At 53.5% G+C, this 25,590-nt stretch carries 26 protein-coding genes and 1 pseudogene; 12 read left to right on the plus strand and 15 right to left on the minus strand.

Going from position 1 to position 25,590, the window contains the following annotated elements; all coding sequences use genetic code 11:
* Nucleotides 1-6: 6 nt before the first annotated feature.
* From MKY58_RS15565 to MKY58_RS15575, 3 genes are read right to left on the minus strand one after another with little or no spacing between them, the layout of a single operon-like run.
* Nucleotides 7-777 (minus strand): ABC transporter permease, encoded by a 771-nt coding sequence (locus tag MKY58_RS15565; protein ID WP_339321082.1) that lies wholly within the window; start codon nt 775-777, stop codon nt 7-9.
* A 14-nt stretch (nt 778-791) separates the two neighbouring features.
* On the minus strand, nt 792-1,634 hold the full coding sequence (locus MKY58_RS15570) for a hypothetical protein (RefSeq protein WP_339321083.1): 843 nt from the start codon (nt 1,632-1,634) through the stop codon (nt 792-794).
* Nucleotides 1,631-2,359: an ABC transporter ATP-binding protein gene (locus tag MKY58_RS15575; RefSeq protein ID WP_339321084.1), complete on the minus strand. Its 729-nt coding sequence runs from the start codon at nt 2,357-2,359 to the stop codon at nt 1,631-1,633. The genes MKY58_RS15570 and MKY58_RS15575 overlap by 4 nt, the downstream gene beginning before the upstream one ends.
* A 177-nt stretch (nt 2,360-2,536) precedes the next feature.
* Here MKY58_RS15575 and MKY58_RS15580 point away from each other — a divergent pair, with 177 nt between their 5' ends.
* The gene (locus MKY58_RS15580) at nt 2,537-3,310 is read left to right on the plus strand and encodes a class I SAM-dependent methyltransferase (protein WP_339321085.1); all 774 of its coding nucleotides are present in this window, start codon (nt 2,537-2,539) and stop codon (nt 3,308-3,310) included.
* On the opposite strand, the gene MKY58_RS15585 is transcribed toward MKY58_RS15580, so the two are convergent.
* Nucleotides 3,307-3,429 (minus strand): hypothetical protein, encoded by a 123-nt coding sequence (locus MKY58_RS15585; protein ID WP_339321086.1) that lies wholly within the window; start codon nt 3,427-3,429, stop codon nt 3,307-3,309. The two genes, MKY58_RS15580 and MKY58_RS15585, sit on opposite strands and share 4 nt — an antisense overlap.
* Before the next feature lie 171 nt (nt 3,430-3,600).
* Here MKY58_RS15585 and MKY58_RS15590 point away from each other — a divergent pair, with 171 nt between their 5' ends.
* Both MKY58_RS15590 and MKY58_RS15595 read left to right on the plus strand, forming a co-directional pair.
* On the plus strand, nt 3,601-3,969 hold the full coding sequence (locus MKY58_RS15590) for a hypothetical protein (protein ID WP_339321087.1): 369 nt from the start codon (nt 3,601-3,603) through the stop codon (nt 3,967-3,969).
* Nucleotides 3,970-4,037: 68 nt separating this feature from the next.
* On the plus strand, nt 4,038-5,300 hold the full coding sequence (locus MKY58_RS15595) for an FAD-binding protein (protein WP_339321088.1): 1,263 nt from the start codon (nt 4,038-4,040) through the stop codon (nt 5,298-5,300).
* A gap of 95 nt (nt 5,301-5,395) precedes the next feature.
* On the opposite strand, the gene MKY58_RS15600 is transcribed toward MKY58_RS15595, so the two are convergent.
* Entirely contained in the window at nt 5,396-6,532 is a 1,137-nt protein-coding gene (locus MKY58_RS15600; RefSeq protein WP_339321089.1) for a zinc-dependent alcohol dehydrogenase, read from the minus strand.
* 326 nt (nt 6,533-6,858) lie between these two features.
* Between MKY58_RS15600 and MKY58_RS15605 the strand changes: the two genes are divergently transcribed.
* Nucleotides 6,859-7,548 carry a hypothetical protein gene (locus MKY58_RS15605; protein WP_339321090.1) on the plus strand — a complete coding sequence of 230 codons (690 nt, stop codon included), beginning with the start codon at nt 6,859-6,861 and terminating at the stop codon, nt 7,546-7,548.
* 231 nt (nt 7,549-7,779) lie between these two features.
* Here MKY58_RS15605 and MKY58_RS15610 read toward each other — a convergent pair whose 3' ends face one another.
* Genes MKY58_RS15610 through MKY58_RS15625 form a run of 4 tightly spaced genes read right to left on the minus strand, consistent with a single transcriptional unit; the run spans nt 7,780 to nt 11,587 of the window.
* Nucleotides 7,780-8,970: a GTP-binding protein gene (locus MKY58_RS15610; protein ID WP_339321091.1), complete on the minus strand. Its 1,191-nt coding sequence runs from the start codon at nt 8,968-8,970 to the stop codon at nt 7,780-7,782.
* A 22-nt stretch (nt 8,971-8,992) separates the two neighbouring features.
* The gene (locus MKY58_RS15615) at nt 8,993-10,066 is read right to left on the minus strand and encodes a metal ABC transporter substrate-binding protein (protein WP_339321092.1); all 1,074 of its coding nucleotides are present in this window, start codon (nt 10,064-10,066) and stop codon (nt 8,993-8,995) included.
* Complete coding sequence (locus MKY58_RS15620) at nt 10,066-10,944, minus strand: metal ABC transporter permease (RefSeq protein ID WP_339321093.1); 879 nt, start codon at nt 10,942-10,944, stop codon at nt 10,066-10,068. Before MKY58_RS15620 ends, MKY58_RS15615 begins: the two co-directional genes overlap by 1 nt.
* Complete coding sequence (locus MKY58_RS15625) at nt 10,931-11,587, minus strand: metal ABC transporter ATP-binding protein (protein ID WP_339321094.1); 657 nt, start codon at nt 11,585-11,587, stop codon at nt 10,931-10,933. The genes MKY58_RS15620 and MKY58_RS15625 overlap by 14 nt, the downstream gene beginning before the upstream one ends.
* A gap of 269 nt (nt 11,588-11,856) precedes the next feature.
* Between MKY58_RS15625 and MKY58_RS15630 the strand changes: the two genes are divergently transcribed.
* The 7 genes and pseudogenes from MKY58_RS15630 (at nt 11,857) to MKY58_RS15660 (ending at nt 17,393) form a co-directional block, all read left to right on the plus strand.
* Nucleotides 11,857-12,438, plus strand: a complete 582-nt coding sequence (locus tag MKY58_RS15630) for a TetR/AcrR family transcriptional regulator (RefSeq protein WP_339321095.1) — start codon at nt 11,857-11,859, stop codon at nt 12,436-12,438.
* A gap of 24 nt (nt 12,439-12,462) precedes the next feature.
* Nucleotides 12,463-13,668, plus strand: coding sequence for an MFS transporter (locus tag MKY58_RS15635; protein WP_339321096.1), 1,206 nt, complete (start codon nt 12,463-12,465; stop codon nt 13,666-13,668).
* A 140-nt stretch (nt 13,669-13,808) separates the two neighbouring features.
* Entirely contained in the window at nt 13,809-14,387 is a 579-nt protein-coding gene (locus MKY58_RS15640; protein ID WP_339321097.1) for a phospholipid methyltransferase, read from the plus strand.
* The gene (locus MKY58_RS15645; protein ID WP_339321098.1) at nt 14,380-15,015 is read left to right on the plus strand and encodes a phosphatase PAP2 family protein; all 636 of its coding nucleotides are present in this window, start codon (nt 14,380-14,382) and stop codon (nt 15,013-15,015) included. The genes MKY58_RS15640 and MKY58_RS15645 overlap by 8 nt, the downstream gene beginning before the upstream one ends.
* A gap of 73 nt (nt 15,016-15,088) precedes the next feature.
* Nucleotides 15,089-15,460, plus strand: a pseudogene (locus MKY58_RS15650) (DedA family protein); the annotation flags it as partial.
* Between the two features lie 159 nt (nt 15,461-15,619).
* Nucleotides 15,620-16,318, plus strand: a complete 699-nt coding sequence (locus MKY58_RS15655; protein ID WP_339325171.1) for a response regulator transcription factor — start codon at nt 15,620-15,622, stop codon at nt 16,316-16,318.
* Nucleotides 16,311-17,393 (plus strand): HAMP domain-containing sensor histidine kinase, encoded by a 1,083-nt coding sequence (locus tag MKY58_RS15660; RefSeq protein WP_339321099.1) that lies wholly within the window; start codon nt 16,311-16,313, stop codon nt 17,391-17,393. The genes MKY58_RS15655 and MKY58_RS15660 overlap by 8 nt, the downstream gene beginning before the upstream one ends.
* 58 nt (nt 17,394-17,451) lie before the next feature.
* Here the strand turns inward: MKY58_RS15660 and MKY58_RS15665 are convergent, their stop codons facing one another.
* From MKY58_RS15665 to MKY58_RS15680, 4 genes are all read right to left on the minus strand, one after another.
* Nucleotides 17,452-18,372: a DMT family transporter gene (locus MKY58_RS15665; protein ID WP_339321100.1), complete on the minus strand. Its 921-nt coding sequence runs from the start codon at nt 18,370-18,372 to the stop codon at nt 17,452-17,454.
* An 88-nt stretch (nt 18,373-18,460) separates the two neighbouring features.
* A complete protein-coding gene (locus MKY58_RS15670; protein ID WP_339321101.1) occupies nt 18,461-18,673 on the minus strand; it encodes a hypothetical protein in 213 nt (70 codons plus the stop codon).
* Nucleotides 18,674-18,733: 60 nt separating this feature from the next.
* Entirely contained in the window at nt 18,734-20,818 is a 2,085-nt protein-coding gene (locus MKY58_RS15675; RefSeq protein ID WP_339321102.1) for a YCF48-related protein, read from the minus strand.
* Between the two features lie 266 nt (nt 20,819-21,084).
* The gene (locus MKY58_RS15680; protein ID WP_036710319.1) at nt 21,085-21,969 is read right to left on the minus strand and encodes a LysR family transcriptional regulator; all 885 of its coding nucleotides are present in this window, start codon (nt 21,967-21,969) and stop codon (nt 21,085-21,087) included.
* Between the two features lie 142 nt (nt 21,970-22,111).
* On the opposite strand from MKY58_RS15680, the gene MKY58_RS15685 reads away from it, so the two are divergent.
* Nucleotides 22,112-23,131 (plus strand): alpha/beta fold hydrolase, encoded by a 1,020-nt coding sequence (locus tag MKY58_RS15685; protein ID WP_339321103.1) that lies wholly within the window; start codon nt 22,112-22,114, stop codon nt 23,129-23,131.
* A 286-nt stretch (nt 23,132-23,417) separates the two neighbouring features.
* Here the strand turns inward: MKY58_RS15685 and MKY58_RS15690 are convergent, their stop codons facing one another.
* Nucleotides 23,418-24,296: an MBL fold metallo-hydrolase gene (locus MKY58_RS15690; protein ID WP_339321104.1), complete on the minus strand. Its 879-nt coding sequence runs from the start codon at nt 24,294-24,296 to the stop codon at nt 23,418-23,420.
* 62 nt (nt 24,297-24,358) lie between these two features.
* Nucleotides 24,359-25,573, minus strand: a complete 1,215-nt coding sequence (locus tag MKY58_RS15695) for an MFS transporter (RefSeq protein ID WP_339321105.1) — start codon at nt 25,571-25,573, stop codon at nt 24,359-24,361.
* Between the last annotated feature and the right edge of the window lie 17 nt (nt 25,574-25,590).

Consider the following 25,590-nt stretch of genomic DNA (forward strand, 5'->3'; position numbering starts at 1 on the left):
TCCGGGCTATTTCACCCAGTTTCTTCGGTTCCACCACAACATTGTAACGGCAAAACCTAGAAATATACAAACCATTACCGGCAAAAGAAAGGCATGAACGTACCGGCCGGCCATCCATTGAAAAATGGTGCTCATCCCCATCAGCAAAAATCGGAGCGCATCCGAAACGTACAGGCCGCCCACAGCCACTCCGATCCAGCCGAGATAACAGATGATCGGGCTTGGAAGCAAGGTGCACAAGGCTGCGGTCACGCTTAACTGCGCGAGCAAAATCAGCATGAACAGCCCGTAGGATTCCAAGTTGTACAAGAATGCGCCGGCCGGGCCGTAAGCGCGGTCCGGGTTCAGGTACACGACGGAGTCCGCGCTTGGCTTGAGCAGATGCCCGGCACCTTCCCCAATGACAAAGGTTACCGCCACAAACAGCAGCAGGATGACGGCCAGATTGATCCATTTTGCCGCAAACAGCCGCAGGATCGAAATCGGGCGGATCAGCACCAGACGCAGCTGGCCCCCGTGATATTCCCCGTTAAAGCTGTCGATCATCAGGATCGGGCCGATAATCAGCACCAGAAAAAACGAGACTTCCTTCAGCAAAAAAAGCGAAAAATTTTGTGCGGTCAAAGGCACCGACGATACGTTATCGAACGCGCCGAACGACTGCACGCCCAAAAACAGGCAGTCGAGCAGCACGATCGCAACGAAGATCAGCAGACTGACGAAGGTTTTTTTCCGTTTCCATATCCGCTGCCAGTCGCTTTGCAAAAACTGCATCATGATCCATTTCCTCCTTATATAAAGCGATCCGATTTGGTAAAGATGAGGCGGGCTGCGGCCGTAAACACCGCGACATATCCCGCAAGTATAAGCACCATCCACAGTCCGGCATGCCATTCCCTTGCCGACGCGCTGCCGGATAACATGACCGCGATCCCGCTAAATTGGATTTCCGTCAGCGAAACGTATTTCAGCATCGCGGGCCAGCCGAACCCCGTGACGCGGTTGAACAGGTCATAAATGAGCGGAAACCCGAGGGAACAAAGCAAAAATCCCATGCCGAGGCCAATGGCCGCGGTCGACGAACGGGAGATGACGCCGATCGCGATAAATACGGATGCCGTCCCGACGATCGAGGCATAAGCCATTCCGTAATAGCTGAGCGTATAACCGATCATGTATCGGCTTGAAACGGCATGATCGTAATAAAACAACGTCTGCTGCGGCGAAGATTCGAAAAAGACGCATCCGGCGACGACCGCCGCAACCAAATAGACGACGAAAAACAAAGCCATCATGGACGCAAACGCCAGCCATTTGGCCCAAAAAATTTGCGAGCTGCCGTATGCCCGCAGCATGACGAGCCGCAGTTGGCCCGAACGGTATTCCTCCGTAAAGGAAAAAGTCAAAAGCACAAGCGCCACGACGTTAAACACGACGATCAGCTGCTCGATCATGGCCATGACCGGAAAATTTTCCGCCGTCGTATGCTCGGGACTTCCAAGCGGAACGGACGCGTTATGGCCGATGTAATATTTAGCCGTCAGGGCAATGATCAGCGGTATGGCGATCAGGAACAGCCATGTGATTTTGCGTTTCCATAACCGTTCCCACTCGCTGTGAAATAAAGCCATCATGTGGTCATCATCTCCACGAAATGGTCTTCCAGGCTGCGCGTTCCGGCCATCTCCAGCCACGCTTCCTGCGTGCCCTGCCATACGAGCCGTCCTTCCTTGATGATGACGAAGCGGTTGCAGATCCGCTGCAGTTCGTCAAGCAGATGGCTCGATACGAAAAAGGTGATCCCGTACGCCTGGTTCAGCTTCAAAATCAGGTTGCGAAGCTCGCGAATCCCCATCGGATCCAGCCCGTTGGCCGGTTCGTCCAAGATGATGAGCTTCGGATTTCCAAGCAGCGCTTGGGCAATGCCGAGACGCTGCTTCATGCCCAGGGAATAGGTTTTGACTTTATCGTGTCCGCGCCCGTCCAGCCCGACAGTAGCCAGGACCTCGTCGACGCGGGCCGCGCGTTTTTCTTTCGGGATGCCTGCATGCAGTTTCGCGAGGTTCAGCAAGTTGTCCCTTCCGGACATATATGGGAAAAAGATCGGCGATTCCACGATGGCTCCGACTTGGCCAAGGGCCTTCATCCGGTCCCGCTGCACATCGAAACCTTCGATGCGGATGGTGCCTTCGCCCGGTCTGACCAGTCCCGTAATCATGCGGATCAGCGTCGTTTTGCCGGCGCCGTTCGGGCCGACGAAGCCGCAAACATCCCCCTGCATGATTTCAAAGGACATGTCGCTTATAAGCGTCCGCCGTCCTGCTTTTTTGGTTACATGTTCGATTTCCAGTACTCTCATTTTTAATTCCCCTCCTGGGATTTATAGTAGAGGGCAATTCTAAAGAATTTATAACGTCCGCTAATTTCTTAGAAAATGTAGCCAATCAGCCTCGAATGTTTTATAATACACATAAATCATCCCATTTCATAAAACATAGTTTCATTGTATGAAACTTGAAAAGGAGGAGTTTCTGTTATGCCGATGGATTTTCATGATCCAAGAAACCAATCTTCTTATACGACCCGCGTTGCGGATGCCTCTTGGCTGGAGCTCATTGCCAAGCAAGTGGAACTGAAGGGAAAACGGGCGGCGGATATTGGCTGCGGCGGAGGAATCTACACGAAAGCACTGCTTGCCCTTGGAGCCGAGCATGTCATCGGCGTCGATTATTCGGCGGAAATGCTGCAGGGGGCGAAACAAAATGTAGGCGAAACGCATGAAGTGGAGTGGATTCAAGGTACTGCAACCGAGACGACGCTGCCTTCGGAGCATGTCGATGTCGTGCTGGAACGGGCGCTGATCCATCACTTGACCGATTTGCAGGGCTGTTTTCGCGAAGCGCATCGAATTTTGAAGGCAGGCGGCATGCTGATCGTGCAGGACCGGACGCCGGAAGACAGCGTATTGCCCGGATCGGATACCCACATCCGCGGATACATTTTCGAAAAATTCCCTAGGCTTATGGAAACGGAGAAATCCCGGAGGCATGATTCGGAAACGGTGACCGAAGCGCTCCGCGCGAGCGGTTTTTGCGACATTCGCGAGCTGAGATGGTGGGAGCCGAGGAAAGTGCATCCTGCCCCTGAGGCGTTGTTCGAGGATGTACGGCAGCGAACCGGGCGTTCGATTTTGCATGAACTTTCGGACGGGGAACTGGATGAGCTCATTGCCTATATGCAAAGCAAGATCCAAGGCTCCGGCCCGATTGCCGAAAAGGATCCTTGGACGATCTGGTTCGCGAAGCGCTAAGGCGTCATCGGCGGCTGCCCGGGTTCGGGCAGCTCGTCTTCGAACGGAAACAACAGCTTTTGATTTTCGCTCATATACATATTGTATTTCGTAATGACCTTCGACCTGGTGTCCACCATTTTCCAAAAGACTCCTCCGTAAGAACGGATCGACCGTCGTCTCTGATTCAAGAAGGCCTCTTTTCGTTTAAAGTTCAGTAAAAACGTTCTTGCCGCCCGGGCACATCCGCCGAAAGCTCCGGGAACACGCAAGATGCGCAAAGCGCCAAGGACGAAGGAGGAATCTGCCTTATGGATACCGATAAAAAACGTTATTATATTTCCGTCAGCCATCATTTGATTCAGGATGCCCCTTACGAATCCGCCGAATTCGAGGTGATGATGACCGAAGCAGAGAAGACCAAGCTGATGGATAAGCTGGAGGATCTGAACCGGGAAGACGAATATACGTTCAAGCGCGCGTTTATTCCCTATAAATCGGCCGACCATGACGACGCGCCGCAGGAATTTAACGATAAACTGATCGACGTGTACGCTTTCCTGTACGACATCGGGGACGAAAAGACGAAGCGCACGATCGAAGGCATGAAGATCCTCGGCAAAATGCGGCACACCGACTACGACCACGAAGGATACGAGGATTCTCCTCTCAATAAATAGGTTGAGGCCCTGTACGCCCCCCTGCTATCATAGGTTTATAGACTTTTAAACCGAATGGGAGCGAACAAATGGACCAAAAACGGAATTGGGCAGGCAATTACACGTACAGCGCTTCAAAGCTTCATATCCCTGAAACGATGGAACAGGTGGTTGAACTCGCGGCCGCAAGCCGCCGGATCAAAGTCGTCGGAACGCGGCATTCATTCAACGGAATCGCAGATAGCCCGGAAACCCAACTGTCGCTCGAAAAGCTGAACCGGGTCTTGGCGCTGGACCGCCAAAACCACCGGGTAACGGTCGAAGGCGGCATCCGCTATGGGGATCTATGCCGTTATCTGAACGAAGAAGGTTATGCGCTTCATAATTTGGCATCGCTTCCGCATATTACGGTCGCAGGGGCCTGCGCAACGGCAACGCATGGCTCCGGGGTGAACAGCCGCAATCTGGCCGCTGCGATCCATGCGGTGGAAATCGTCGGGGCGGACGGAGCCGTCATGCAATTCTCCCGGGATGCAGGGGACGAGATCAATGGAGCCGCCGTTGGTCTTGGCGGACTCGGAATCGTCACGAAAATGACGCTCGACGTCATCCCGGCGTTCGAGATGTGCCAGTACGTATACGAAAATCTCCCCTTGGAGAATTTGGAGCATCACTTTGACGAAATCGCCTCTGCCGCATACAGCGTCAGCCTGTTCACGGACTGGAAGTCGTCCTCCTTTAATCAGGTCTGGCTGAAGCATCGGACGATGGACGGCACCGCCTCCGCCATGGGGCCGACGTTTTTCGGCTCGGTTAGGGCAGCGGGAAATGTTCACCCCGTGGCAGGATTTTCAGCGGAAAACTGCAGCGAACAGCTGGGCGTCCCCGGACCTTGGTTCGAGCGGCTCCCCCATTTCCGGATGGAATTCACCCCAAGCGCCGGGGAGGAGCTGCAAAGCGAATATTTTGTGCCCCGCGCATTCGCCTACCAGGCTTTATGCGCGTTGGATGGGCTTCGGGAACAGGTCGCCCCTCTCCTTTATGTTTCCGAGGTTCGAACGATTGCAGAAGACGAATTGTGGATGAGCCCTTGTTACCTGCAGGATTCGGTCGCGATCCATTTCACCTGGAAGCCTGACTGGCAAGCCGTGCAGCGAGTGCTCCCGTTGATCGAAGAGCGGCTTGCTCCATACGGCGCGCGTCCGCATTGGGCCAAGCTCTTTACGATGCCGCCCGCCCGCTTGCGATCGCTTTACGAACGGCTGCCGGACTTCCGCAACCTTCTTCTTCGTTGCGACCCTGAAGGCAAGTTCCGAAACGATTTTTTGGATGCTTTTGTGCTGGGTGACTGATGAGAGAATAAATAATACGGAATAAAGCTGACTGACGGTTCGAAAAAGAGCCCGTTCTTATGGAACGGGCTCTTTTCGCAAGTCACGGCTGCAGTTTATGGTTTGAGCACGACTTTGATGCAGTTGTCCTCTTTGTTGTCGAAGATGTTGTAGGCATGCCCCGCTTCGGACATCGGAAGCCGGTGCGTAATTATGTCGGTGGCGTCCAGCTCCCCGGACTTGATCCATTGGAATATTTCCGGCATATAGTGGATGACGGGTGCCTGCCCCATTTTGACCGTAATGTTCCGTTCAAACAAGTGGCCGAACGGGAACAGGTTGTATTTCAGCCCGTAGACGCCGACGACCGAAATCGTTCCGCATTTGCGCACGATGTTGGCCGCCATGTCAAAAGCTCCAAGCGAGCCGCCCTGCAGCTTCAGCGCCGTTTCGACCTTCTCGAGCGGGGTGCGCTTCGCATCCAGGCCCACGCAGTCGATGACGACGTCGGCTCCGCCTTTGGTCAATTCGATCAGCTGCTTGTCCAGGTCGTTGACCGCCCCGAAGTTGTAGGCTTCAACATGGCTGTATGTTTTGGCATGCTCCAGCCTGTAATCCACTTGATCGACGGCGATGACGCGTTTGGCCCCTTTTTTCCAGGCAAATCTCTGCGCGAGCAGTCCAACCGGCCCGCATCCGAGCACCACGACGGTGTCCCCGGGTTTTACGCCGGCATGATCGACGCCCCAGTAGGCGGTCGGCAAAATATCGGACAAAAAGAGAATCTGTTCGTCCTCCAGCTCCGCGTCCTCGGGAACGACAAACGGAACGAAATTTCCGTAAGGCACCCGCATCAGTTCGGCTTGTCCGCCCGCGTAACCGCCATACGTATTCGAATAACCGAAATAACCGCCCGTATCCCTGGCATCGTTGGCATTGTCGCATTGGCTTTCCATCTGGTTTTGGCAGTAAAAGCATTGCCCGCAGGATACGTTAAACGGAATGATGACCCTGTCCCCTTTTTTGACGCGCGTCACTTCCGGTCCCACTTCTTCCACGATGCCCATCGGTTCATGGCCGATCACGTAGTTGTCATGCATGCCGGGAATCAATCCATGATAGATATGGAGGTCTGAACCGCATATCGCGGTCGTCGTTACCCGGACCAAAATATCGTCCTTTTTTTCAAGCCCGGGATCCCGGACATCCTTCACTTCCACCTTTTTTCGACCCTGATACGTTACGGCTTTCATGCGCATCCTCCATGGCTTGTTTTTCCCTAGTTTGCCCGGATGTTGGAACACCCATCCCTATGAACAATATCGCGTTCGGGAAAAGTAATATTGGATAGGGAAAAGCATTAAGTGACTAAGCTATGCTAAGCAATTGCAGCGGCAAGATGTTGTGTAATTGGACAGTAACACTAACAAGAGCAGGAGAAGCAATTCAACAGGGAAAAAACTCACACCGGTTAAGGGTACGTTCTTGTTAGAATACTATTAGAGTATACTAATATTAAAGATTTAATAGAAACTGCCCGGTTATTTACTTGGGCACTTTCCTCTTAGGAGAGATGCTGATGTGGTATAAGAGAGTTGAACACATTGAAAGAAAAAACTTGTCACACGAAATATATAATGCTGACTTTGCTATCAAGCCATTATCTGTGAATACATCGGCGCCATATCACTTAGAAGATAATAGTTTGCTCCAATGGATTGTTGCGCCATTCTTACAAGAAAAGCGCGGTATTTCTTTTGAGGTCCCTTTGTATTCACTTGAAATCTATCGTTTTATTATTGATCTGGTTGCACCACATTTTAATTCGATAGAAGGCATACATGAGAATAATGAGCTAACATCTATTAGATTAAGTGAGATGAAAAATGAATCGAGAATGGCATTTCAACAAGTTGTCACGCAAAATGATATCTTAAGTCCGGTAGTAAAAGACTTTTATCTACGTTCAGAATTAGATATTAGAAATCAAGTACTTGATTGCGAGGATATTGAAATAATTATTGATAACTTTCAAGCTATGAACAACGTAGAAAATAGGGAACTTGAAACTTTGATTTGGGAATATTTGAATAATATTATGTTGCTCAACGGTGGAAATATTATTTTGGCCCCACAAAATTGGCTGTTTAATGAAAATTTGATTGAATCACCAACATTGGAATACTTATCCAGATACGCTAAGAGGCTCTATCTTACTGTCAATAAATTTAATATGCACGTCAGAGCAATAGAAATGTTTATAGAATAGAAGAAAGAAACCAATTCCCCCATCATAAAATCACAAGAAATTACCAAATGACATTCATCTTCTAAGAGCCACACTCACTTTAGAAAGTGGAATTCATTGAAAAAACAAGCATTTTGTCACACCATTCCCGGAGTACTTCTTCGATTGCATAGACCCGAGAGGGCACTTGGTTTAAGTGTCAATCTCTCGGGCGATAGTTCGGGCAACGCTGAAGCCGGTTCGCATTTTAGCTTAAATGGCCGCCCATGGCAGCGGATTGCGGAACCGCGACCAGTCTAGGCGCATTTCCTCCGGCGTCAGCAGGCAGGTATCCAGCTGTTCCTCAATGGCCTTGCGGTCCATATCGATGCCGATCAGAACGATTTCGTTCAACCGGTCGCCCCAAACCGGGTCCCATTTGCTTTGCAGGCTCGGTTCGGCCGCCAGAATCTCCTGCCGCTCGGCTTCCGGCATGGCGGCCAGCCAATACCCCGCAGGGCCGAACTGGATCGAAGGACCCGCTTGGCTGAAGGTGGCGGCCACATCGTCCTTCACCGCCAGCCATACCAACCCTTTGGCACGAACCACTTCCGCCGGCCAGTCCGACAATGCCGCGGCGAGACGTTCCGGGTGGAAAGGGAGGCGCTTGCGATAAACGAACGAGCCGATGCCGTATTCCTCCGTTTCCGGCGTATGGTGATCTTTTTCCAGCTCCTGTATCCAGCCGGCGGACAGGCTCGCTTTTTCGAAGTCGAACAATCCCGTGTTCATGATTTCGGCGGGATTCACCCGCCCGCCCACGGTGCGTATGATTTTGGCCGTAGGCTGCAGCTTGCGCAGCAGTCCCTCGAGGCGGTTCAGCTCCTCTTCCTCCACCAAATCGCATTTGTTTAGCAGCAGCACGTCGCAGGTTTCGATTTGGTCGATCAGCAGGTCGACGACATCCCGATCGTCGTTGTCTCCCGAAGCCTCCGCCCGGTCAAGCAGCGATTCGCCCGAGGAAAAGTCCTTCCAGAACCGGTAGGCGTCCACCACGGTTACCATGCAGTCCAGCCGGGCGTGCTCCGCCAGGTTAATGCCGGACGCTTCATCCGCGTAGCTGAAGGTTTGGGCCACGGGGATAGGTTCCGAAATGCCTGTGGATTCGATCAAAATATAGTCGAACCGCCCTTCCTCCGCCAGCTTTTTAACCTCCTGCAGCAAATCGTCCCGCAGGGTGCAGCAGATGCAGCCGTTGGACATCTCGACGAGTTTTTCTTCGGTGCGCGACAGGCTCCCGCCCGACTGCACCAGCGCCGCGTCGACGTTGATTTCGCTCATGTCGTTGACGATGACGGCTACCTTCACGCCTTCGCGGTTGTTCAGGACATGGTTCAGCACGGTCGTTTTGCCTGCCCCCAGGTATCCGCTCAGCACGGTTACCGGTATGATTTTGTCAGCCATTTTCTCTTCTCCCCTCAAGATCCTATTCGTTTAACGCTTTTTTCAGCGCCTCCAGGTTGGCGCGCATGACGGAGATATAGTCCATGTTTTTCGCCTGTTCCTCCGCTGTCAATCCTTCAAGAGGGTTCAGGACGGCGGTTTTCGCCCCGAGCTCCTTGGCGATCGTATCGGCAACTTGGGAGGAGACAAGCGTCTCAAAAAATATCGTTTTGACCTGATGCTCTTTCGCGAACTTGACCACATCCGCCATGGCAGACGCCGACGGTTCCTGTTCCGGAGACAACCCGGCAATCGGCACCTGCGTTAAACCGTATGTCTTGGCCAAATATCCGAAAGCGGCATGCTGGGTAATGAAATCCTTCCGTTTTGCGTTTTGCAGCTCCTTCTTGTAATCCGCATCCAGCTGCTCCAGCTTCGCGACGTAAGCGTCCGCGTTTTTCGTGAATTGTTCCTTATGTTCCGGAGCCTTTTCGATCAGGGCCGCTTCGATGTTCCGGACTTCCTTGACGGCCAACTGCGGGGATAGCCATACATGCGGGTCCAATCCCCCGTGATCGTGATCGTGTTCATGCTCATGTTCGTGTGCATCCTCATGGGAATGCCCCGCTTTCGCATCATGGTCTTCCGCAGCATCGTGTTTGTCACCGGCCTCATGTGCCGAATGCGCAGCTTCCCCGTGCTCGTGCTCTCCCTCGGCGCCTTCGATCAGCTCCAGTCCCTTGCTTGCTTCGACGACGCTCAAATTTTTGTTGCCCGAACTGTTCAGGATTTGCTCGATCCATCCTTCCAGGCCGGAGCCGTTATACACAAGCACGTCCGCCTGCTCGATTTTCCCCATGTCCTGCGGCGTCGGATCCCAATCATGGGGCTCCACGTCCGGCGGGATGAGCAGGTTCACCTCCGCCAAATCCCCCGCTACCTGGCGGGCGAATTCATACATCGGATAAAAGCTCGCTTCGATCTTCAGCTTCTGCTTTTGCGCGGCGGGCTGCGCCCCGGCCGGTGCCGAAACCTCCTCTTTTTGGCCGCAGCCGGCCAAGGAAACGGCCAGTGCGGCAATCGTAAGCGCGGATACAAAAGGAATCCGTTTTTTCATTATTTTGAAGCTCCTTCCTTCAAAGTTTGATGGGTTTGCTGCCGTACAGGCATGCCGGCTTTGGCGATACGCCGTTTGGCGGTCCGTTTGACCACTCGTTTGACGCCGATGCCGACCAGCAGAATGGCAAGCAGAATCAGGGCAATGATCCCCCCGGGCGGGGTATTCGTGTAATAGGAAGCGGTCAGGCCGCTGAACACGCCGACCATGCCGGTGGCGACCGCAAGAATCGCGGCCGACGCGAAACCTCCTGCAAAACGGAGGGCAAAAGCCGAAGGCAATACGATCATGGAGGACACGAGCAGAACCCCGACGATCGGCATCGCAGCCGCAACGATCATGCCCGTGACCACCGCAAAAGCGAACGACAGCAGCTTGACGCGCACCCCGCTGACCGCGGCCGTATCTTCCTCGAAGGTTAGATTGTAAAGCGGTCTGCGCAGCAGTACGAAAAACAGCAGCCCGATCAGCGTCACGGCGGCGATGACGGCGAGCTGGGTCTCGCTGACCGCCACGATGGAGCCGAACAGGTAGGCGTTAAAGCTTTTGTTCAAGCTCGTCTTCAGGCTCATCAGCACCATCGCAAGCGCCAGCCCCGAGGTCATAATGATCGCCACGGGCACTTCGCTGTAGGAACGGTACGTCCGCCGCAGCTGCTCGATGACGATTCCTCCCAATATGGCGAACAGAAATCCGCATAACACCGGGCTGAGATGGAGCACGGAGCCAAGCGCGACCCCGGCCATCGAAACATGCGAGAGCGTATCCGACATCAGGGATTGCCTTCTGAGCACAAGATACACGCCAAGCACCGGCGCAATGAGCGAAATCAAACCGGCCGCCAAAAACGCCCGCTGCATAAATTCATATTGAAACATCGCTTTCTTCCTTCCCTTCCAGATAAATCACGCGGTCCAGGTAATCTTGGGCTTCGTCCAGCCCGTGGGTCACCATGATCACCGTCCTGCTTTCCTCTTTGACCTGCTGCCGCATCCACTCGTAAAAACGAGTGCGGCTCGCGGCATCCATTCCGGTGACGGGCTCATCCAAAACGAGCAGATCCGGCTGCTGCACGATCGCCCTGGCGATGCATGCCTTTTGCTTTTGCCCTCCGGACAACTCCCCGATTTTCCGGTTTCTCAGCTCCCACAAGCCGACCGCTTTTAGCGCCTCCTCCACGAGTTCATGCTGCTCCCGGCGAAAACGCCGGAACAAACCGAGCTCCGGGTAACATCCCGACCGGACCAATTCGATGACTTTGCTGGGAAACCCGGCATTAAAAGAAGAGGCCTGCTGAGGAACGTACGCCACCCGGCTCCGGCCGAGTTCCGCCGAAAACCTGACCGTGCCGCTCCATGGCTTCAGAAGGCCGAGCATCAGCTTTAACAGCGTCGTTTTGGCCGCCCCGTTCGGGCCGCTGACGGCAATGAATTCGCCGGCATGAATATCCCCGGATACATTCCGGATCACAGGTTCGTTTTCGTATCCAAACACGATATCGCGTAATGAGCAAAGGATCATATGTATCCTCCTTGACGGTATTAATAGTAATAATTACGATTTGAAAACAGGCAAAAAAAATATCCTCTGCTGTGTACGCACATATTAGGTACGAGTGAACCAGCTCATCTTCCCTTATTCGTAATTATTACGTTTAACATTAAAACATACATTTTTTGCTCTGGCAAGTTATTCGTAACAATTACTATTAAAAAATTTAGACTCTTGCTTATCCAGCGATCATCTGTTAAGATAACTGACGAACGTTCGTTAGTTGGAGGTGCACATGATTGAAAGCCGATGAAATTAAGGATGCCGCCCTGAAATTTTTCACGATACACGGCTATGAAGGAGCCTCCCTTTCCCAAATCGCCGAAGAAGTCGGTATGAAAAAACAGTCCCTTTACGCACACTTTAAAGGAAAAGACGATTTGTTCCTGCAGGTGCTGCGGGATGCGAAAGAGGCCGAGCGCGCTTCGAAGCTCGAATATATGAGCGGATTCGATAAGCATCAACCGGAGCGGGATCTTTACGGATTTTTGCGGCTGGTCATCGATTTGTTCCAGAAAAACGAGCAGTTGAAGTTTTGGCTGCGGACGTCCTTTTTCCCGCCGGCACATCTGGCCGATGCGATCGGACAGGAAGTCGTCGACATCGAAACCGAAATTCAGGGCGTACTCGAACGAAAATTCAAGGATTGGATCGATACGAAGGCCATATACGGCGAGTCGGCCAAAACGCCGACGCTTGCATTCCTCGGAATCGTCGATTCCATCATGCTGAGCCTGGTGTACGACAATGACGAACAGCGGCTGGAAGAAAAATTGGAAGCCTGCTGGACCGTATTTTGGCGAGGCATATCGCATCCATGATTTTTACGGAAAGAGTGTTGAGACATGAAAAAACCAATTAAAGAGCAAAAAGCGGTGCTGCTCATTCTGCTGAGCAACGTGTTCATTGCGTTTCTGGGGGTCGGCCTGATCATCCCCGTCATGCCGTCCTTTATGGATATGATGCATTTATCAGGCAAAACGATGGGGGCGCTCGTCGCGGTATTCGCGGTGTCCCAGCTGGTGATGTCGCCGTTTGCGGGCCGCTGGGTCGACCGCTACGGCCGGAAAAAAATCATCGTCATCGGCCTGTTCCTGTTTGGCGTGTCCGAGCTGATCTTCGGGGTGGGCACGAACGTATGGGTGCTTTATTTCGCAAGGGTGTTGGGAGGCTTCAGCGCCGCCTTTATCATGCCCAGCGCGACCGCATACGTGGCCGACATCACCAGCGTCGAGGAACGTCCAAAGGCCATGGGGTATATCTCCGCCGCGATCAGTACCGGCTTTATTATCGGCCCCGGCATCGGCGGCATCATCGCGGAATACGGGATTCGCGTTCCTTTCTTTTTTGCCGCGGTCATCGCCTTCCTGGCATGCGTAATTTCCATCTTTATTTTGAAGGAGCCGCTGACCAAGGAAGAACTCGCGGAAATCGCCGCGAACGCAAAGCAAACCAATTTTTTGGGCGATTTGAAAAAATCGCTTCAACCGCTCTACTTTATCGCGTTTATCATCGTATTTGTGCTTGCGTTCGGCCTGTCGGCCTACGAGACGGTGTTTAGCTTGGTTTCCGACCATAAATTCGGGTTCACGCCCAAAGATATTGCGGCCATTATTACGATCAGCTCCATCTTCGGGGTCGTCGTCCAAATATTTTTGTTCGGTAAAATGGTGGACTTTCTCGGCGAAAAAAGGCTCATTCAGTGGTGTCTGATCGTCGGCGCGGTGTTGGCGGTCGTATCCACCGTGATCTCCGGCTTTATGGCGGTCCTGGTAGTAACGAGCTTTATCTTCCTTGCGTTTGACCTGCTTCGCCCGGCCTTGACGACGTTTTTATCCAAAGCGGCCGGGAAAGACCAAGGGTTTGTCGCGGGGATGAACTCGACGTATACGAGCCTCGGCAATATCGCCGGTCCGGCGGTGGGCGGCATCTTGTTCGACGTCAACGTCAATTATCCTTACCTGTTCGCCGCCGTCGTCATTGTCATCGGCCTTGCCATTACCGTCATGTGGAAAGAAAAGCAATGGGGAGAAAACGAAACGACTGCATAACGAAAACGCCGTTGCCGGGGAGATCCGGTGCGGCGTTTTTTTTTCGGTTTGCCTTCAGAAATTCTTCAGATTTTCCTTTGCTTGTTCCCAAGAAAATTTTTTTAACATGGGAATATGCAAAAGCAAGGGAGAGAAATCCGATGATGAAGCATATCCAAGAAAAAATGCTGTTTCTGTACAAATTTTCGCAGGCGCCGAAACAAATCGGCAGCGTGACGCCGAGTTCGGCTTTTTTGGCCCGGAAAATGCTTGAGGCGGCCGACTGGCGGCAAACCCGGCATATAGCCGAGCTCGGCGCGGGAACCGGCGCGATTACCAAGTACATTGACGCTTATAACGTCAACCGGGCGAACGTGATGTTATTCGAAAAAGATGCGGTGCTCCGCGGCGGATTAACCAGGGATTTCCCCCGTTTTTCGTGTTACCCCGATGCCTGCCGGCTTCGGGAAGCGCTGCGGGCCGAGGGTGTCGATCGGCTGGATTGCATTTTGAGCGGCCTGCCGTTTTTTAATTTTCCGCAACGGCTTCGCGATCAGCTGATGGACGAAATCATGGGTTCGCTAAAACCCGGAGGTCTGTTCATCGCCTTCCAATATTCGCAGCAAATGAAAAAGCAGCTCGGCGCGTTGTTCGACATCGAGCATGTCCATTACGTCCCGTTGAATATTCCCCCGGCATTTGTGTACGTTTGCCGCAAGCGATATGATACGTATGAATAAGAAGCTTGCAGCCTATCTGCCGCTTGGATGGCTCCTTGCCATTCCCGTCTTGAACGTGTTTTACGGCTTGCTCAATCATGGCGGGGCCGATACGGCCCAATTGATCACCGAATGGGACCGGCGGATCCCTTTCATGCCCGTCTTCATTATCCCGTACCTGATCTGGTACCCTTACGTCTTTTTGATGTTTGTCGTGTTTTTCAAGAAGGACCGGCGGGTCTACTACCGCAGCTTAACGTTGACCTGCATCGGCCTCGCCGTCTGTTATGGCTGCTTTTATCTGTTCCAAACGACGCTGCTGCGGCCGGAAATCGGCGAAGGCGGCGTGCTGAATGCGCTTGTCGGCTTCGTTTACGCGACGGACGCGCCTTACAATTGCTTTCCGAGCATTCACGTCCTGACCAGCCATATCGTCCTGAAAGCGGCCTTCCAGTGCAATCCGGGCAAGCGCTTAAAAACAGCCGCATTCGTCGTCTCCTGGATGATCATCGCCTCTACGCTGCTCGTCAAACAGCATGTCTTGGCGGACGCGGCGGGTGGCATCCTGTTGTCCGAACTGCTTTATTACGGGATCGGCAGGAACCTATTCAAGGATGAAAAAAAGGAGCGCGCAGCCTATGAATGCTGATACGCTGCTTTCCTTCATCGGGCATTTTGGTTATGCCGCGCTGTTTTTTGCCTTGTGGCTTGGCATCGTCGGCATGCCGGTTCCCGACGAAGTGATCGTCATGACCGGAGGGGCTTTGACCGCAAACGGTTTTCTTCATGTGCTCCCCGCCTTCATGCTCACCTATCTGGGAGTCGTCTCCGGGTTATCGTTAGGTTATGTGCTCGGCCGATTATTCGGGAATACGGTGCTCGAGCGGCTTGGCCGGAAGAAAAACATAAAAAAATACGCCGACTTTTCTGAGGCGCTGGTGCGCAAGTACGGCAGCTTCGCGTTATGCATAAGCTATTTTTTTCCGGTCGTGCGCCACGTCATGCCGTACGTCGTCGGGCTGCACCGTATGCCGTTCCGGACATACGCGCTGTTCTCTTTTGCGACGGGCGGGATATGGACGGCGATATTTTTCGCCGCAGGACGTTTCGTAGGAGATCACGCGCAGGCGGTCGGCGAGCTGGTTTACCGATACGGTTTGCTGCTGGCCGGCGTCTCGGTTGCCGCAGTTGCCATTGCGGCGGTCGTTCGTCATCTATTCAAAACCAAACCATTCGAAAGGAGATCGTTCGCTTTGAACCATACCGTGCTGGTCGTCGATGACGACCCGGAAATTCGCGACGTGGTGCATATTTTTCTGCGCAACGAAGGGCTTCGCGTGTTCGAAGCCGAAGACGGCCTTAAGGCTTTGGAGCTGCTCAAAAACGAGGCGGTGGATTTGATTATTTTGGACGTGATGATGCCCCATATGGACGGGATCAAGGCATGCCTCAAAATCCGCGAAACGATGAATATTCCGATCATCATGCTTTCCGCCAAAGGCGAAGACATCGATAAAATTACGGGGCTGACGACGGGAGCTGACGATTATGTCTCCAAACCGTTTAACCCGCTTGAGCTGGTGGCCCGGGTGAAGGCTCAGCTGCGCAGAATCAAGCTGGCAAGCGACGGCGGCAACCAGTCCCAATCCGGCGGTGCGATCATCGAAATCAACGACCTGATCATCGATAAAAGCCGCCATGTCGTGACGGTCCGCGGCAAGCAGGTCTCGCTGACCCCGATCGAATTTTCGATCCTGGAACTGATGGCCAGCCACCGCGGGCATGTTTTCAACGTGGAAAAAATCTACCGAGGCGTCTGGAAAGAAGACAAGTTTTTATCCGACAACACGATCATGGTCCATATCCGGAACATCCGCGAAAAAATCGAGGACAATCCGCGGGAACCCCGGTATATTAAAACGGTCTGGGGAGTGGGATATAAAGTTGAGTAAAGAGTTTCTTTCGTTCCTGGCCTCCTTTCTGACCGGAAAAAAGAACATCCGGGTCCGCATGTTTTGGGCCGCTGTCCTGAGCTTTATCCTGATGATTGCCTTCTCATGGATCCTGGCTTATTTTACGATCAATTGGGGGGATCTGGGGCCGGTCGGGAATTTTGCTTTTTTGGTCGTGACGTTTTTGTTTTTCTTTTTTATGCTGACGCGGCCGATCGTGCGGTATTTGCGGACATTGGCCGACGGCCTCATGACGATTGCGGGCGGAAATCTCGACTACCGGCTCCCCGCGTCCAGCGAAGACGAGCTGGGGGAGGTCGCCAAAAGCATCAATTTCATGGCGGAACAGCTGCAGGAAAAAATGGACCTGGAGCGGCGGAGCGAGCAGTCCAAAATGGAGCTGATCACGGGCGTCTCCCATGATTTGCGGACGCCGCTGACCAGCATCATCGGTTATTTGAACCTGCTGAAAAATGACGATTATACGAATCTCGAGGAACATAAACGCTATATCGACAATGCGTACAACAAATCCCAGCAGCTGAAACAGCTGATCGACGATTTGTTCGAATACACGCGGTTAACGAGCGGCGCGGCAAACCTGAGCTTAACCAAGATGGACATGGCCGCATTGCTCGAGCAAATCATGAACGAATTCGAACCCATTGCGCAGGAAAATGCGCTTTCGGTGCGTTTGGTCCGGGACCCGGGGCCGATGTACGCGTCCATCGATACGGAAAAAATGGTCCGCGCCATCGACAACCTGTTAATGAACGCGCTCAAGTTTTCGTTTAAGCCCGGCGATATCACGGTGCGGCTTTTGGAAAACTTCGGCGACATTTATTTCGCCGTCGAAAACGTCGGCAAGCCGATCGCAAAAGAGCAGGAAAAGCTGTTGTTCGAACGGTTCTACAAGGCAGACCCGTCCCGCAGCGAATATCGCGCCTCCCCCGGCGCCGGCCTCGGGCTGTCCATCGCCAAAAACATCGCCGAACTGCACGGCGGTCGCATCGGCCTTAATCATAACAACGGGCACTTCACTTTTTTCATCGAGCTTCCCCGATGGTCCGAGTAGAAGTGCCCGCGTGCAGGCTTTATGCGCAGGTTAAACAAAGCTCAAGGACGGTGCTTCCCTATGCCGATTTTAACGGTTCGGCGGCCCGTTTGTCTTTCGTCTTCCATTTGAACCGGTCGGCGTTCAAAAACACGATCAATCCGAAGATGGCCAGCATGCCGCCGATGACCTGGAACCAGGTCATTTGTTCGCCGAGCAGCAAAAACGCAAGCAGGCTGGACCCGACCGGCTCGCCCAGGATGCTCATGGAAATGGTCGTCGCCGAAACGTACTGAAGCAGCCAGTTGAACAGCAAATGGCCGAATACGGTCGGCACGACGGCCAGCAGCGCGAACATCGCCCAATCCTGTCCGGGATAGTCCGTAAAAGAGATGCCGCACGCGGCGTTGTACACGGCAAACACGACCGTCGCGGACAAAAACACGACAAAGCTGTATACATAAGAGGAAACTTGCTGCACCACTTTTTGGCCGATCAGCATATGCACCGACACCGCAAGCGTGCCGAACATCGACAGCAAATCGCCGAGCAGATTGTCGCGGGAGACGCCGATGTCCCCCCAGCCGATCAGCACCGCCCCAACGATCGCCACGCCCATGCCGGCCATGGCGACCCGCGACGTCCGTTCCTTATAGATAAAAAAAGCGCCGATGACGATAAAAACCGGTTCCAAGGCCAAAATAATGGTCGAGCTGGATACCGTCGTCAGCTTGAGCGAACCCATCCACAGCAAAAAATGCAGCGCCAGAAAAAAACCCGAAGCAAACAGCATGAAGAGCTTTTTTCGGGTCAATGACTTCAGCTCCGCCAGGTGGGGGCGGATGAACGGGAGCATCAGCAGCGCGGTCATCAGCAGCCGGTACATGCCCTGGATCGATGCGGGAGCCGACGACCATTTGACGAAAATTGAAGAAAACGAAACGGCGATGATGCCGATAACCAAAGGGATTGCGGTTGGAATGGGTGCGTTTTTTTTCATGATGTTTCCTTTCCCGTAACGGTGATCACAACAATCCATTGTATCACGGCCGTGCGAAAGCGGCTATCCCGACATTTTTCCCTTCCACTTAGCCAAATTGTTTTACCAGTACGGATATCAATCCGACCACGATAAATAACGAGCCGCCGAATATCCCGGCTTCCCCTTGATAACGGATCTCGTGCGGCTTGCTTTCGGTTTTGGGCGTACGCCTCAAGAAACGAAAGAGCCCGGAGTCCGGTTTTTTGGCGTCGTACAGCCCCAGCAAAATCATGATGATGCCGATCAAAATCATAACCATGCCTTCATCTCCTATCTCTTTTTCTTGAATCGGGTAACCGTAGCGTTCATTCCCAAGATATTACGGCAAAACTTTCCAGGTTAGTCCTCCGTCCTTCGTTTCCGCCATCCCTCCGTCATAACGAAGCCAACCGTGTTTCACGTCCGCAAACCAAACGCTTTTCGCCCCGCTGATCCCGGACGCCGCAGGAATAGGACGGTCCGTCCATACCTTTCCGCCATCCGACGTCGTTAACAAATGCACCGCATCTCCATCGGAGCGGAAATCCTCAAAAACCACCACACCGTGAAGGGAATCGGAAAAGCCGATCGCTTCCGGATACCAGCCCGACGGCAGAGCAAGCACTTTTTGCTCCGGCTGTTCTCCCGTCAAACGCAACAATGCGGGGCCGCGTTGCCGATCCCCTTCCTGAACGGCCCATCCCTCCGCGGTGGAGAAAAAATGCATCGGCGTTCCCAAACCGCTGCCGACGCCGACGCTCGATGGTTGCCAGCTGGCTCCGCCGTCCGACGTGCGCCAAATAGGGTTTCCCGAGCCCTTGAAAGTAATAACGCCCTGCTTTTGGTCATAAAAACGGAAGAACGAAGGTTCGGATATGCCGCTCAGATCGCGAAGCGAATCCGTCGATACCTTCGCCCAATGCTTCCCGCCGTCCGACGTTTTCAGCAGCGTGCGATGGGGCTCATGCTCGCCGTAGGCAATGACGTACCCGTCCATCCGATTGATGAAGCTTGCTTTTTCAAGCCGCAAGTACCCGTCGATCCGGCCTTGCACGTTCCAGCTTGTTCCGCCGTCCACGGTTTGCAGTACCGCGTTGTTGTCCAGCAGCGTGCCTACGGCATAGCCATGGGAAGCGTCGACCATGGAGACGTCGCCGGTCGGCCGCACCGCCGGATAAACTTGCTTCCATGTCATCCCGCCGTCCGAGGAATGAAGCAGGAAGCCCGATTCATTGATGCCGTCCGCGGCAGCCCATATGTCCTTCGCGCTTACCATTTGCACCTGATTGACGGCTACGGCGCGATTCGGGGCCACGCTCGCAAAGCTTTTGCCCCCGTCATGAGTGATCCAAATCCCGCCTTCGATCGGACCGGCGCCCGGATGAAGGGACATCACTCCCGTGTGGGCATCCGCAAGCCGAATATCGGTTGGCGTCGGGCGTCCCGTGCGCTGTGTGCTCATTTTCGCCCAATGTTTGCCTCCGTCCGTCGTCCGGTACAGCTCTCCGCTCAGCATGCCTTCTTCGTCGGTCAGCAGCCAGCCGGTGCGTTCGTCCTTAAAATCGATGCCCAAGCTCAACAGCGGCGAATGTTCCCCTGCAAGCTCCAGCTGCTTCCGCCAGGTTCGGGCGCCGTCCGTCGTTTTCATAACGGCAAGCTTTCCCGTATCCGCGCCAACCGTCCCCGCCACGTAACCGGTCCGCTCGCTTGGAAAGCTCATATAAAGCGGAATGAAATGGTTGACGCCGAACGAAACCTGATCGAAACGAACGCCGCCGTCGCGGGTCACGTACAGACGGCCGTTGGCAAGCATCATCCCGTTTTTCGGGTTGTCGAAGGACAATCTGCGCATATTCGTAAACACATGGCTGTTGTCTTCCTGCGAGGCGGCCTTCCATAATGTCGTCCAGGTGTCCCCTCCGTTTTTCGTCCGGATCAGCCGGATGGTTTTGCACACGGTTGTGCCCTTGGCGCTGCATCCTTCCTGAATAAGGCTCCAGCCGTTTTGCCCATCCGAGAAATCAAGCCCCAAAACAAGCTCGCCCGGCAAAGGTTTCTCCTTCCAATGCGCGCCGCCGTCGGTGGTGGAAATGAGCGACAGCGATTCCGCATATGCCTGCTTGACGGCAAAACCGGTATCGCCGTTGACGAAATCGACCACCGGAAGCTCAAACGTGCTTGAACGGTTGATCATTTTCACGGGATCTCCCTTTTGCAGGACGGCTGTGCCATCTGAACCTATTTTTGAAGCTTTTGTCTCAGGCACGGCATGGCTGTCCGCTGCCGCCGCTTTTGCCGGCAAAACCGTTCCCTCGTTGCCGGATGCGGCCATGATGCCGGAACCGGTGCGTATACAGCCTGACATCAACATCGCTGAAATAAGCAAGGCGGAGCCCGTTTGGGCAAGCCGCGTCATTTTTCTCATGATAAACCTCCTTAACGCCCCGTTGGATAAAAATGCCTCCTCCATTATAAAGTCGTCCGGGAGACAAGATGTTAAGGTTTCGTTGCAATCCGGAGTCAATTTGTTCTTTTTTGTCCAACATGAGGATTTACAAACACTGCAAAAAAGAGGCAATGAAGCATTCATTACAAAAAAACCGCCACCACAGAACGTGGTGACGTTTTTGTACGATATAAAGCCTAGGCGGATCGAACCCCCGGCCTCATCGCTTCAAGGGGAACGTCCTTTCAAGCAAGAACTTCCCTCGCTGCTTCTATGAACGATAACATGACGGGCGAAAGCCATTTGTCTTTATGCCATGACATCTGTGTATATACGTGAAGATCCGGAATTTGCCATGGAAGGGCAACCAGTTCGCCCCGTTCAACTTCGGTTTTCACTACGATTTCAGGAAGAAAGGCAATGCCGATTCCCGAAATGGCGCATTGTTTAATGGCCTCCGCACTTTGAAACTCCAAATACGTGATACTATCCATGCCCTCTTTCTCAAATGACCGGTCAAACATGGTTCGATAGGGACAACCCTTTTCATTCGTCAGGAACACTTCCCCGTGAAAATCATCCAGCTGCAGCACCGTTCGTTGGGCAAGCGGGTGGTCCGGAGCGGCGAAAAGGCGGAAAGTTTCTTCCAGTAAAGGCTCCACTGCAAGTCCGTTCGAGCGAATGGGCTCATCCAGCATAAAGACGACATCCGCGGCTCCCTCAAAAAGCGATTGCTTGAGCTCCAGATTGGGAACGGAGCGGAAGATCAGGCGAACTCCCGGATGCTGCGCTCGAAATCGTTGAAAAACAGCCGGCAAACGATAGACGCAAATCACCTCGTTCGCGCTGATCGTTAGGGTGCCGCTTAGCACTTCGTTGTCGTGAACGGCGCTGCGGGCTTCGTCCAATTTTTCCAGAACGCTTTGAATCTGGGTTAAAAAGCGTTTCCCTGCATGCGTGAGAACAAGCTGCTTCCCCAAACGGTCAAAAAGACGCACACCAAGCTCATCCTCCAATGCTTTGATTTGCATCGTGACGTTGGAGGGGACGTAGTTCAGCGCTTCCGCAGCCCGACTGAAATTTAAAGTGGATGCAACCGTACGGAACGTAACCAGTTGGCGCAATTCCATCATACGATCCCCCTTCAACTTTCAATTTTATTGAATATTAATATGAAAATCATTCACTTTTACTGAGAGTATCACAGATCTATACTAACAACAAGAAATACATTCTTAAGGCATGGTTCATTTTGAAGGGAGAGGCTGTACGATGGATTATGAGATTTTTGATTTGGGCGACGTAACCTTGCAATCGGGAGTGACATTGCCGGGCGCTTTTCTGGCTTATAAGACTTATGGAACATTGAATGAAAAAAAGGATAATGTCATCGTCTATCCAACCGCTTTTGGCGACACGCATGTTCAGAATGAATGGTTGATCGGAAACGGCCTGGCTCTGGATCCGCAAAAGTATTTCATCATCGTTCCAAATCTGCTGGGCAACGGATTGTCTTCGTCTCCCAGCAACATGCCTTCGCCATTCGATCGGGCGAATTTTCCGCAGGTAACGATCTATGACAACGTTCAATTCCAGCATCGGCTGGTGACCGAAAAATTCGGCATTCAAAAGATCGCTCTCGTCGTCGGATGGTCCATGGGAGGCATTCAAGCATTCCAATGGGGAGCCAGTTATCCCGACATGGTGGAACGAATTGCGCCTTTCGCCGGCGTTGCCAAGACCTGGCCCCAAACCTACGTGGTCCTGGAAGGAATGAGAGCTCCGCTCATGGCTGCAGTCGGCTTCGATTCCAGCAAGCTCAACCGGTTGACCTCAGCAGACATGCGCGCCGTTGGCCGTGTTTATGCGGGATGGGGCGTATCGTCAGCATTTTACAGAGAGGAACTTTATCGTGAGATGGGATTTGACTCCTTGGCGGATTTTATGGTCGGCGTCTGGGAGGACAGCTTTATGCAGATGGATCCGCACAATGTGCTGGCCATGTTATGGACGGGCCAACATGCAGATATTAGTGCAAACCCCACTTATAACGGAGATTTCGATAAGGCGCTGGGAAGCATTAAAGCACTTGCCTGCGTCATGCCGGGAAGCACGGACCTCTTCTGCCCGGCGGACGATAACGAATACGAGGCAAAGCGTATACCGAATGCCGAATTTAAACCGATCGAGTCGGTTTGGGGCCATTTTGCCGGCCGCGGAATCAATCGTAGCGACAATCAGTTTATTGATGACAACCTAAAGCGCTTGTTGGCGCTTCGTACGAACGGATAAATCATCTTAGCATTGGGGTGTCCTGTCTTAATTTGATAGGAAGCTGTTGAATCCTTCACCATAAAGAAATTGAAATAGGATTTATACCCTTCGGACTGCGAGAAACCCTGCCTTTTAAAGAGGAACAGGGTTTCTTTTTATTCCTGGGAGTCACAAAATTCGGGACGTGCAGGGATTACACGTCCATGTTCAACTCGTCTATAAGTTGGAATCCGGCATTATGTGTAAGTGATTAGCTTGGGCTTGCCGCTGCCGCTCCCTTAGGCTCCGATGTCGATGCTCTAATTTAATGCTTCATGCCGTCTTTCCCGGGAACGTATTTCCCGTAGTCGGGCACGGCGACCTCGTCGAAATGGGCAACAAGCGCCTGAAGCCCGTCCGCCAGCTCGTCTCCGGAAACCGCCCTGCCATGCCCCGTGACCGCGCAGTTTGGCTTCAGGGCTTGCAAGGTTTGTACCGATGTTTTGGCCGCAGCCCAATCGGTCGTAAAATAACGCGGCGGCCCGCTGATCTCCATCTTCTGCGTTAATACGCTATACAGCCGATCCTGACGTACCGTTACGAATGCGTCGCCCGCGATCAAGAGCCGGTCCCGTTCACGAAAAAACGACACATGTCCCGGGGCATGCCCCGGCGTATGCAGCCAGCGGAATTCGTTCAGCCCGGGAACCGTGCCGTCGTCTGGAAGTGGGCGAACCCAGGAGCCCAGGTTCAGCGGCTCGTTCGGAAAAGCGAAAGACATTTTCGCCAGCAGTCCGCCTTCCACCGACCAATCCGGTTCGGGGTAACTTCGTTCTCCCGTAAGGAAAGGCAGCTCCTCCGAATGGGCATAGACCGGAACCTGCCATTCCCGGACCAAATCCACGAGGCCGCCGACATGATCAAAATGCGCATGGGTCAGCAGGATGGCCTCCGGCCGGGAATGCGGGCCAAAGCGCTGCCGGGTCATTTCCAAAATGTCGCCCGCCGATTCCGGCATTCCCGCATCGATCAAGACGAACGAGTCCTTCCCAGGCGTGCCAACCGCCACTAGATTTACGATTTGGCTCGTATAAGCATATACGTCGTCCCTGATTTCAACGCCTTTGCCGCTGGCAACCGAAAATGCGGGTATGTAATGGTAATCTTCGCCGCCATGAATGTGCTCATTGTTGGTGGTATCCATCGTTCAGACCTCTTTTCATCATTATGCCTGTCTTATGGATATCTTGTGAAAAACGGGAAAGTTTATTCTTGGGCGGCGGACGCCCTTCTTTTTTGCGACGCGGATCTCCAATGAAAGAGCGCCGCGGCCCCGGAAACGGCACAGATCAGCAGGCCTACGGAGAGGAAAAGCGCCGGCAAGCCGAAGGCGGACGCGCAGTAAGCTCCGTACATCACGCCAACGGGCGTGGCCGCCCGCTGAAGCAGCGACTTCATGGAGAGGACCTGTCCTAAAAGCGACGAAGGGACCGTACGGTAATAAAGGGTGCTGCTGTACACGTTCCAAAAGGGCATGGCTGCACCGGCCGCCGTTTCGATGCAGATCGCCGCTGCGATATTCGTCGTCATGCCAAGCAGGATATAGGTCATGCCGCCGGCAAACAGCGCAGCGCTCATGACGGCAAACATATAGGCTCCCGGCTCGCGCAGCCGGCCAACCAGAACGGTTCCGCATACGTATCCAAGCGGGAATGCGGCGGAGAACCATCCGTATTCCAGCGGTCCGCCGCGCAGCATTTCCGTCACGTACGGCAAATACATCGCTTGCGTCGCAAATACGCCGAAACTCGTCACCGAAACGAGGAACGCAAGGGAATAAAGCACGGTATTCGACCGGTATACCCGGATTCCCTGCACGAAGCTGTTTTTCCAGGAATGGCGCTCTTCGGCTGAATGAGCTTCCTCCCCGATCCGTACCGTGGAAACCCATGATGCCAAAAACAAAAACGCAAGCAGCGGCAGCAACGTTTCAGTTGAAACGACGCCCGTCAAGAACCCGGCTGCCGGCAGTGCCGCAATTCTTGCCAGCTGTCCCAAGCCGGACACGGCCGCATTGACGCGAACCAGCTTGTCCGCCTTGGCCAGCTTCGGCACGATCGCTCCCGCGGCGGCGTCGTAAACCTGCAGGGAGCCGATGAACGATCCGGCCATGATGATCCACGCTTCCTTTTGGCCCGCCGTCCACATCACCCACACCCATATGTAAGCGGCTCCGCGGATCGTTTCGGATATCCTCATGACGGTCACGCGCCTCCACCGGTCGATCAAAGGGCCTGCAAGCCACTGCACCAGCCATTGTCCGGACAAGCTGAGCAGCCATAACCCGCCCATCGCCGCTTTCGAGCCGGTCCATTCATACAGCATCCAGGATAAAACAAACGTGCCCGCCGTTGCCGCAAAAGCCGAGCGCATCTGATCCACGCACAACCAGACGAGGCTGCGGTTCCATGTGTCGCCCACCGGATCATTTCCCCTTC

The sequence above is a fragment of the Paenibacillus sp. FSL W8-0194 genome, from assembly GCF_037969745.1.
GTDB classification, from domain to species: domain Bacteria; phylum Bacillota; class Bacilli; order Paenibacillales; family Paenibacillaceae; genus Paenibacillus_AQ; species Paenibacillus_AQ cookii.

Excerpts from the sequence above, each read along its gene's own strand:
- MKY58_RS15635 (WP_339321096.1), top strand. The coding sequence starts at position 12,463 with ATGAAAAAACCAATTAAAGAGCAAAAAGCGGTGCTGCTCATTCTGCTG.
- MKY58_RS15610 (WP_339321091.1), bottom strand. The coding sequence starts at position 8,970 with ATGGCTGACAAAATCATACCGGTAACCGTGCTGAGCGGATACCTGGGG.
- MKY58_RS15645 (WP_339321098.1), top strand. The coding sequence starts at position 14,380 with ATGAATAAGAAGCTTGCAGCCTATCTGCCGCTTGGATGGCTCCTTGCC.
- MKY58_RS15680 (WP_036710319.1), bottom strand. The coding sequence starts at position 21,969 with ATGGAATTGCGCCAACTGGTTACGTTCCGTACGGTTGCATCCACTTTA.
- MKY58_RS15685 (WP_339321103.1), top strand. The coding sequence starts at position 22,112 with ATGGATTATGAGATTTTTGATTTGGGCGACGTAACCTTGCAATCGGGA.
- MKY58_RS15690 (WP_339321104.1), bottom strand. The coding sequence starts at position 24,296 with ATGGATACCACCAACAATGAGCACATTCATGGCGGCGAAGATTACCAT.
- MKY58_RS15620 (WP_339321093.1), bottom strand. The coding sequence starts at position 10,944 with ATGTTTCAATATGAATTTATGCAGCGGGCGTTTTTGGCGGCCGGTTTG.
- MKY58_RS15675 (WP_339321102.1), bottom strand. The coding sequence starts at position 20,818 with ATGAGAAAAATGACGCGGCTTGCCCAAACGGGCTCCGCCTTGCTTATT.
- MKY58_RS15615 (WP_339321092.1), bottom strand. The coding sequence starts at position 10,066 with ATGAAAAAACGGATTCCTTTTGTATCCGCGCTTACGATTGCCGCACTG.
- MKY58_RS15570 (WP_339321083.1), bottom strand. The coding sequence starts at position 1,634 with ATGATGGCTTTATTTCACAGCGAGTGGGAACGGTTATGGAAACGCAAA.
- MKY58_RS15600 (WP_339321089.1), bottom strand. The coding sequence starts at position 6,532 with ATGAAAGCCGTAACGTATCAGGGTCGAAAAAAGGTGGAAGTGAAGGAT.
- MKY58_RS15565 (WP_339321082.1), bottom strand. The coding sequence starts at position 777 with ATGATGCAGTTTTTGCAAAGCGACTGGCAGCGGATATGGAAACGGAAA.
- MKY58_RS15585 (WP_339321086.1), bottom strand. The coding sequence starts at position 3,429 with ATGGTGGACACCAGGTCGAAGGTCATTACGAAATACAATATGTATATG.
- MKY58_RS15590 (WP_339321087.1), top strand. The coding sequence starts at position 3,601 with ATGGATACCGATAAAAAACGTTATTATATTTCCGTCAGCCATCATTTG.
- MKY58_RS15640 (WP_339321097.1), top strand. The coding sequence starts at position 13,809 with ATGATGAAGCATATCCAAGAAAAAATGCTGTTTCTGTACAAATTTTCG.
- MKY58_RS15595 (WP_339321088.1), top strand. The coding sequence starts at position 4,038 with ATGGACCAAAAACGGAATTGGGCAGGCAATTACACGTACAGCGCTTCA.
- MKY58_RS15670 (WP_339321101.1), bottom strand. The coding sequence starts at position 18,673 with ATGGTTATGATTTTGATCGGCATCATCATGATTTTGCTGGGGCTGTAC.
- MKY58_RS15605 (WP_339321090.1), top strand. The coding sequence starts at position 6,859 with ATGTGGTATAAGAGAGTTGAACACATTGAAAGAAAAAACTTGTCACAC.
- MKY58_RS15665 (WP_339321100.1), bottom strand. The coding sequence starts at position 18,372 with ATGAAAAAAAACGCACCCATTCCAACCGCAATCCCTTTGGTTATCGGC.
- MKY58_RS15575 (WP_339321084.1), bottom strand. The coding sequence starts at position 2,359 with ATGAGAGTACTGGAAATCGAACATGTAACCAAAAAAGCAGGACGGCGG.
- MKY58_RS15580 (WP_339321085.1), top strand. The coding sequence starts at position 2,537 with ATGCCGATGGATTTTCATGATCCAAGAAACCAATCTTCTTATACGACC.
- MKY58_RS15625 (WP_339321094.1), bottom strand. The coding sequence starts at position 11,587 with ATGATCCTTTGCTCATTACGCGATATCGTGTTTGGATACGAAAACGAA.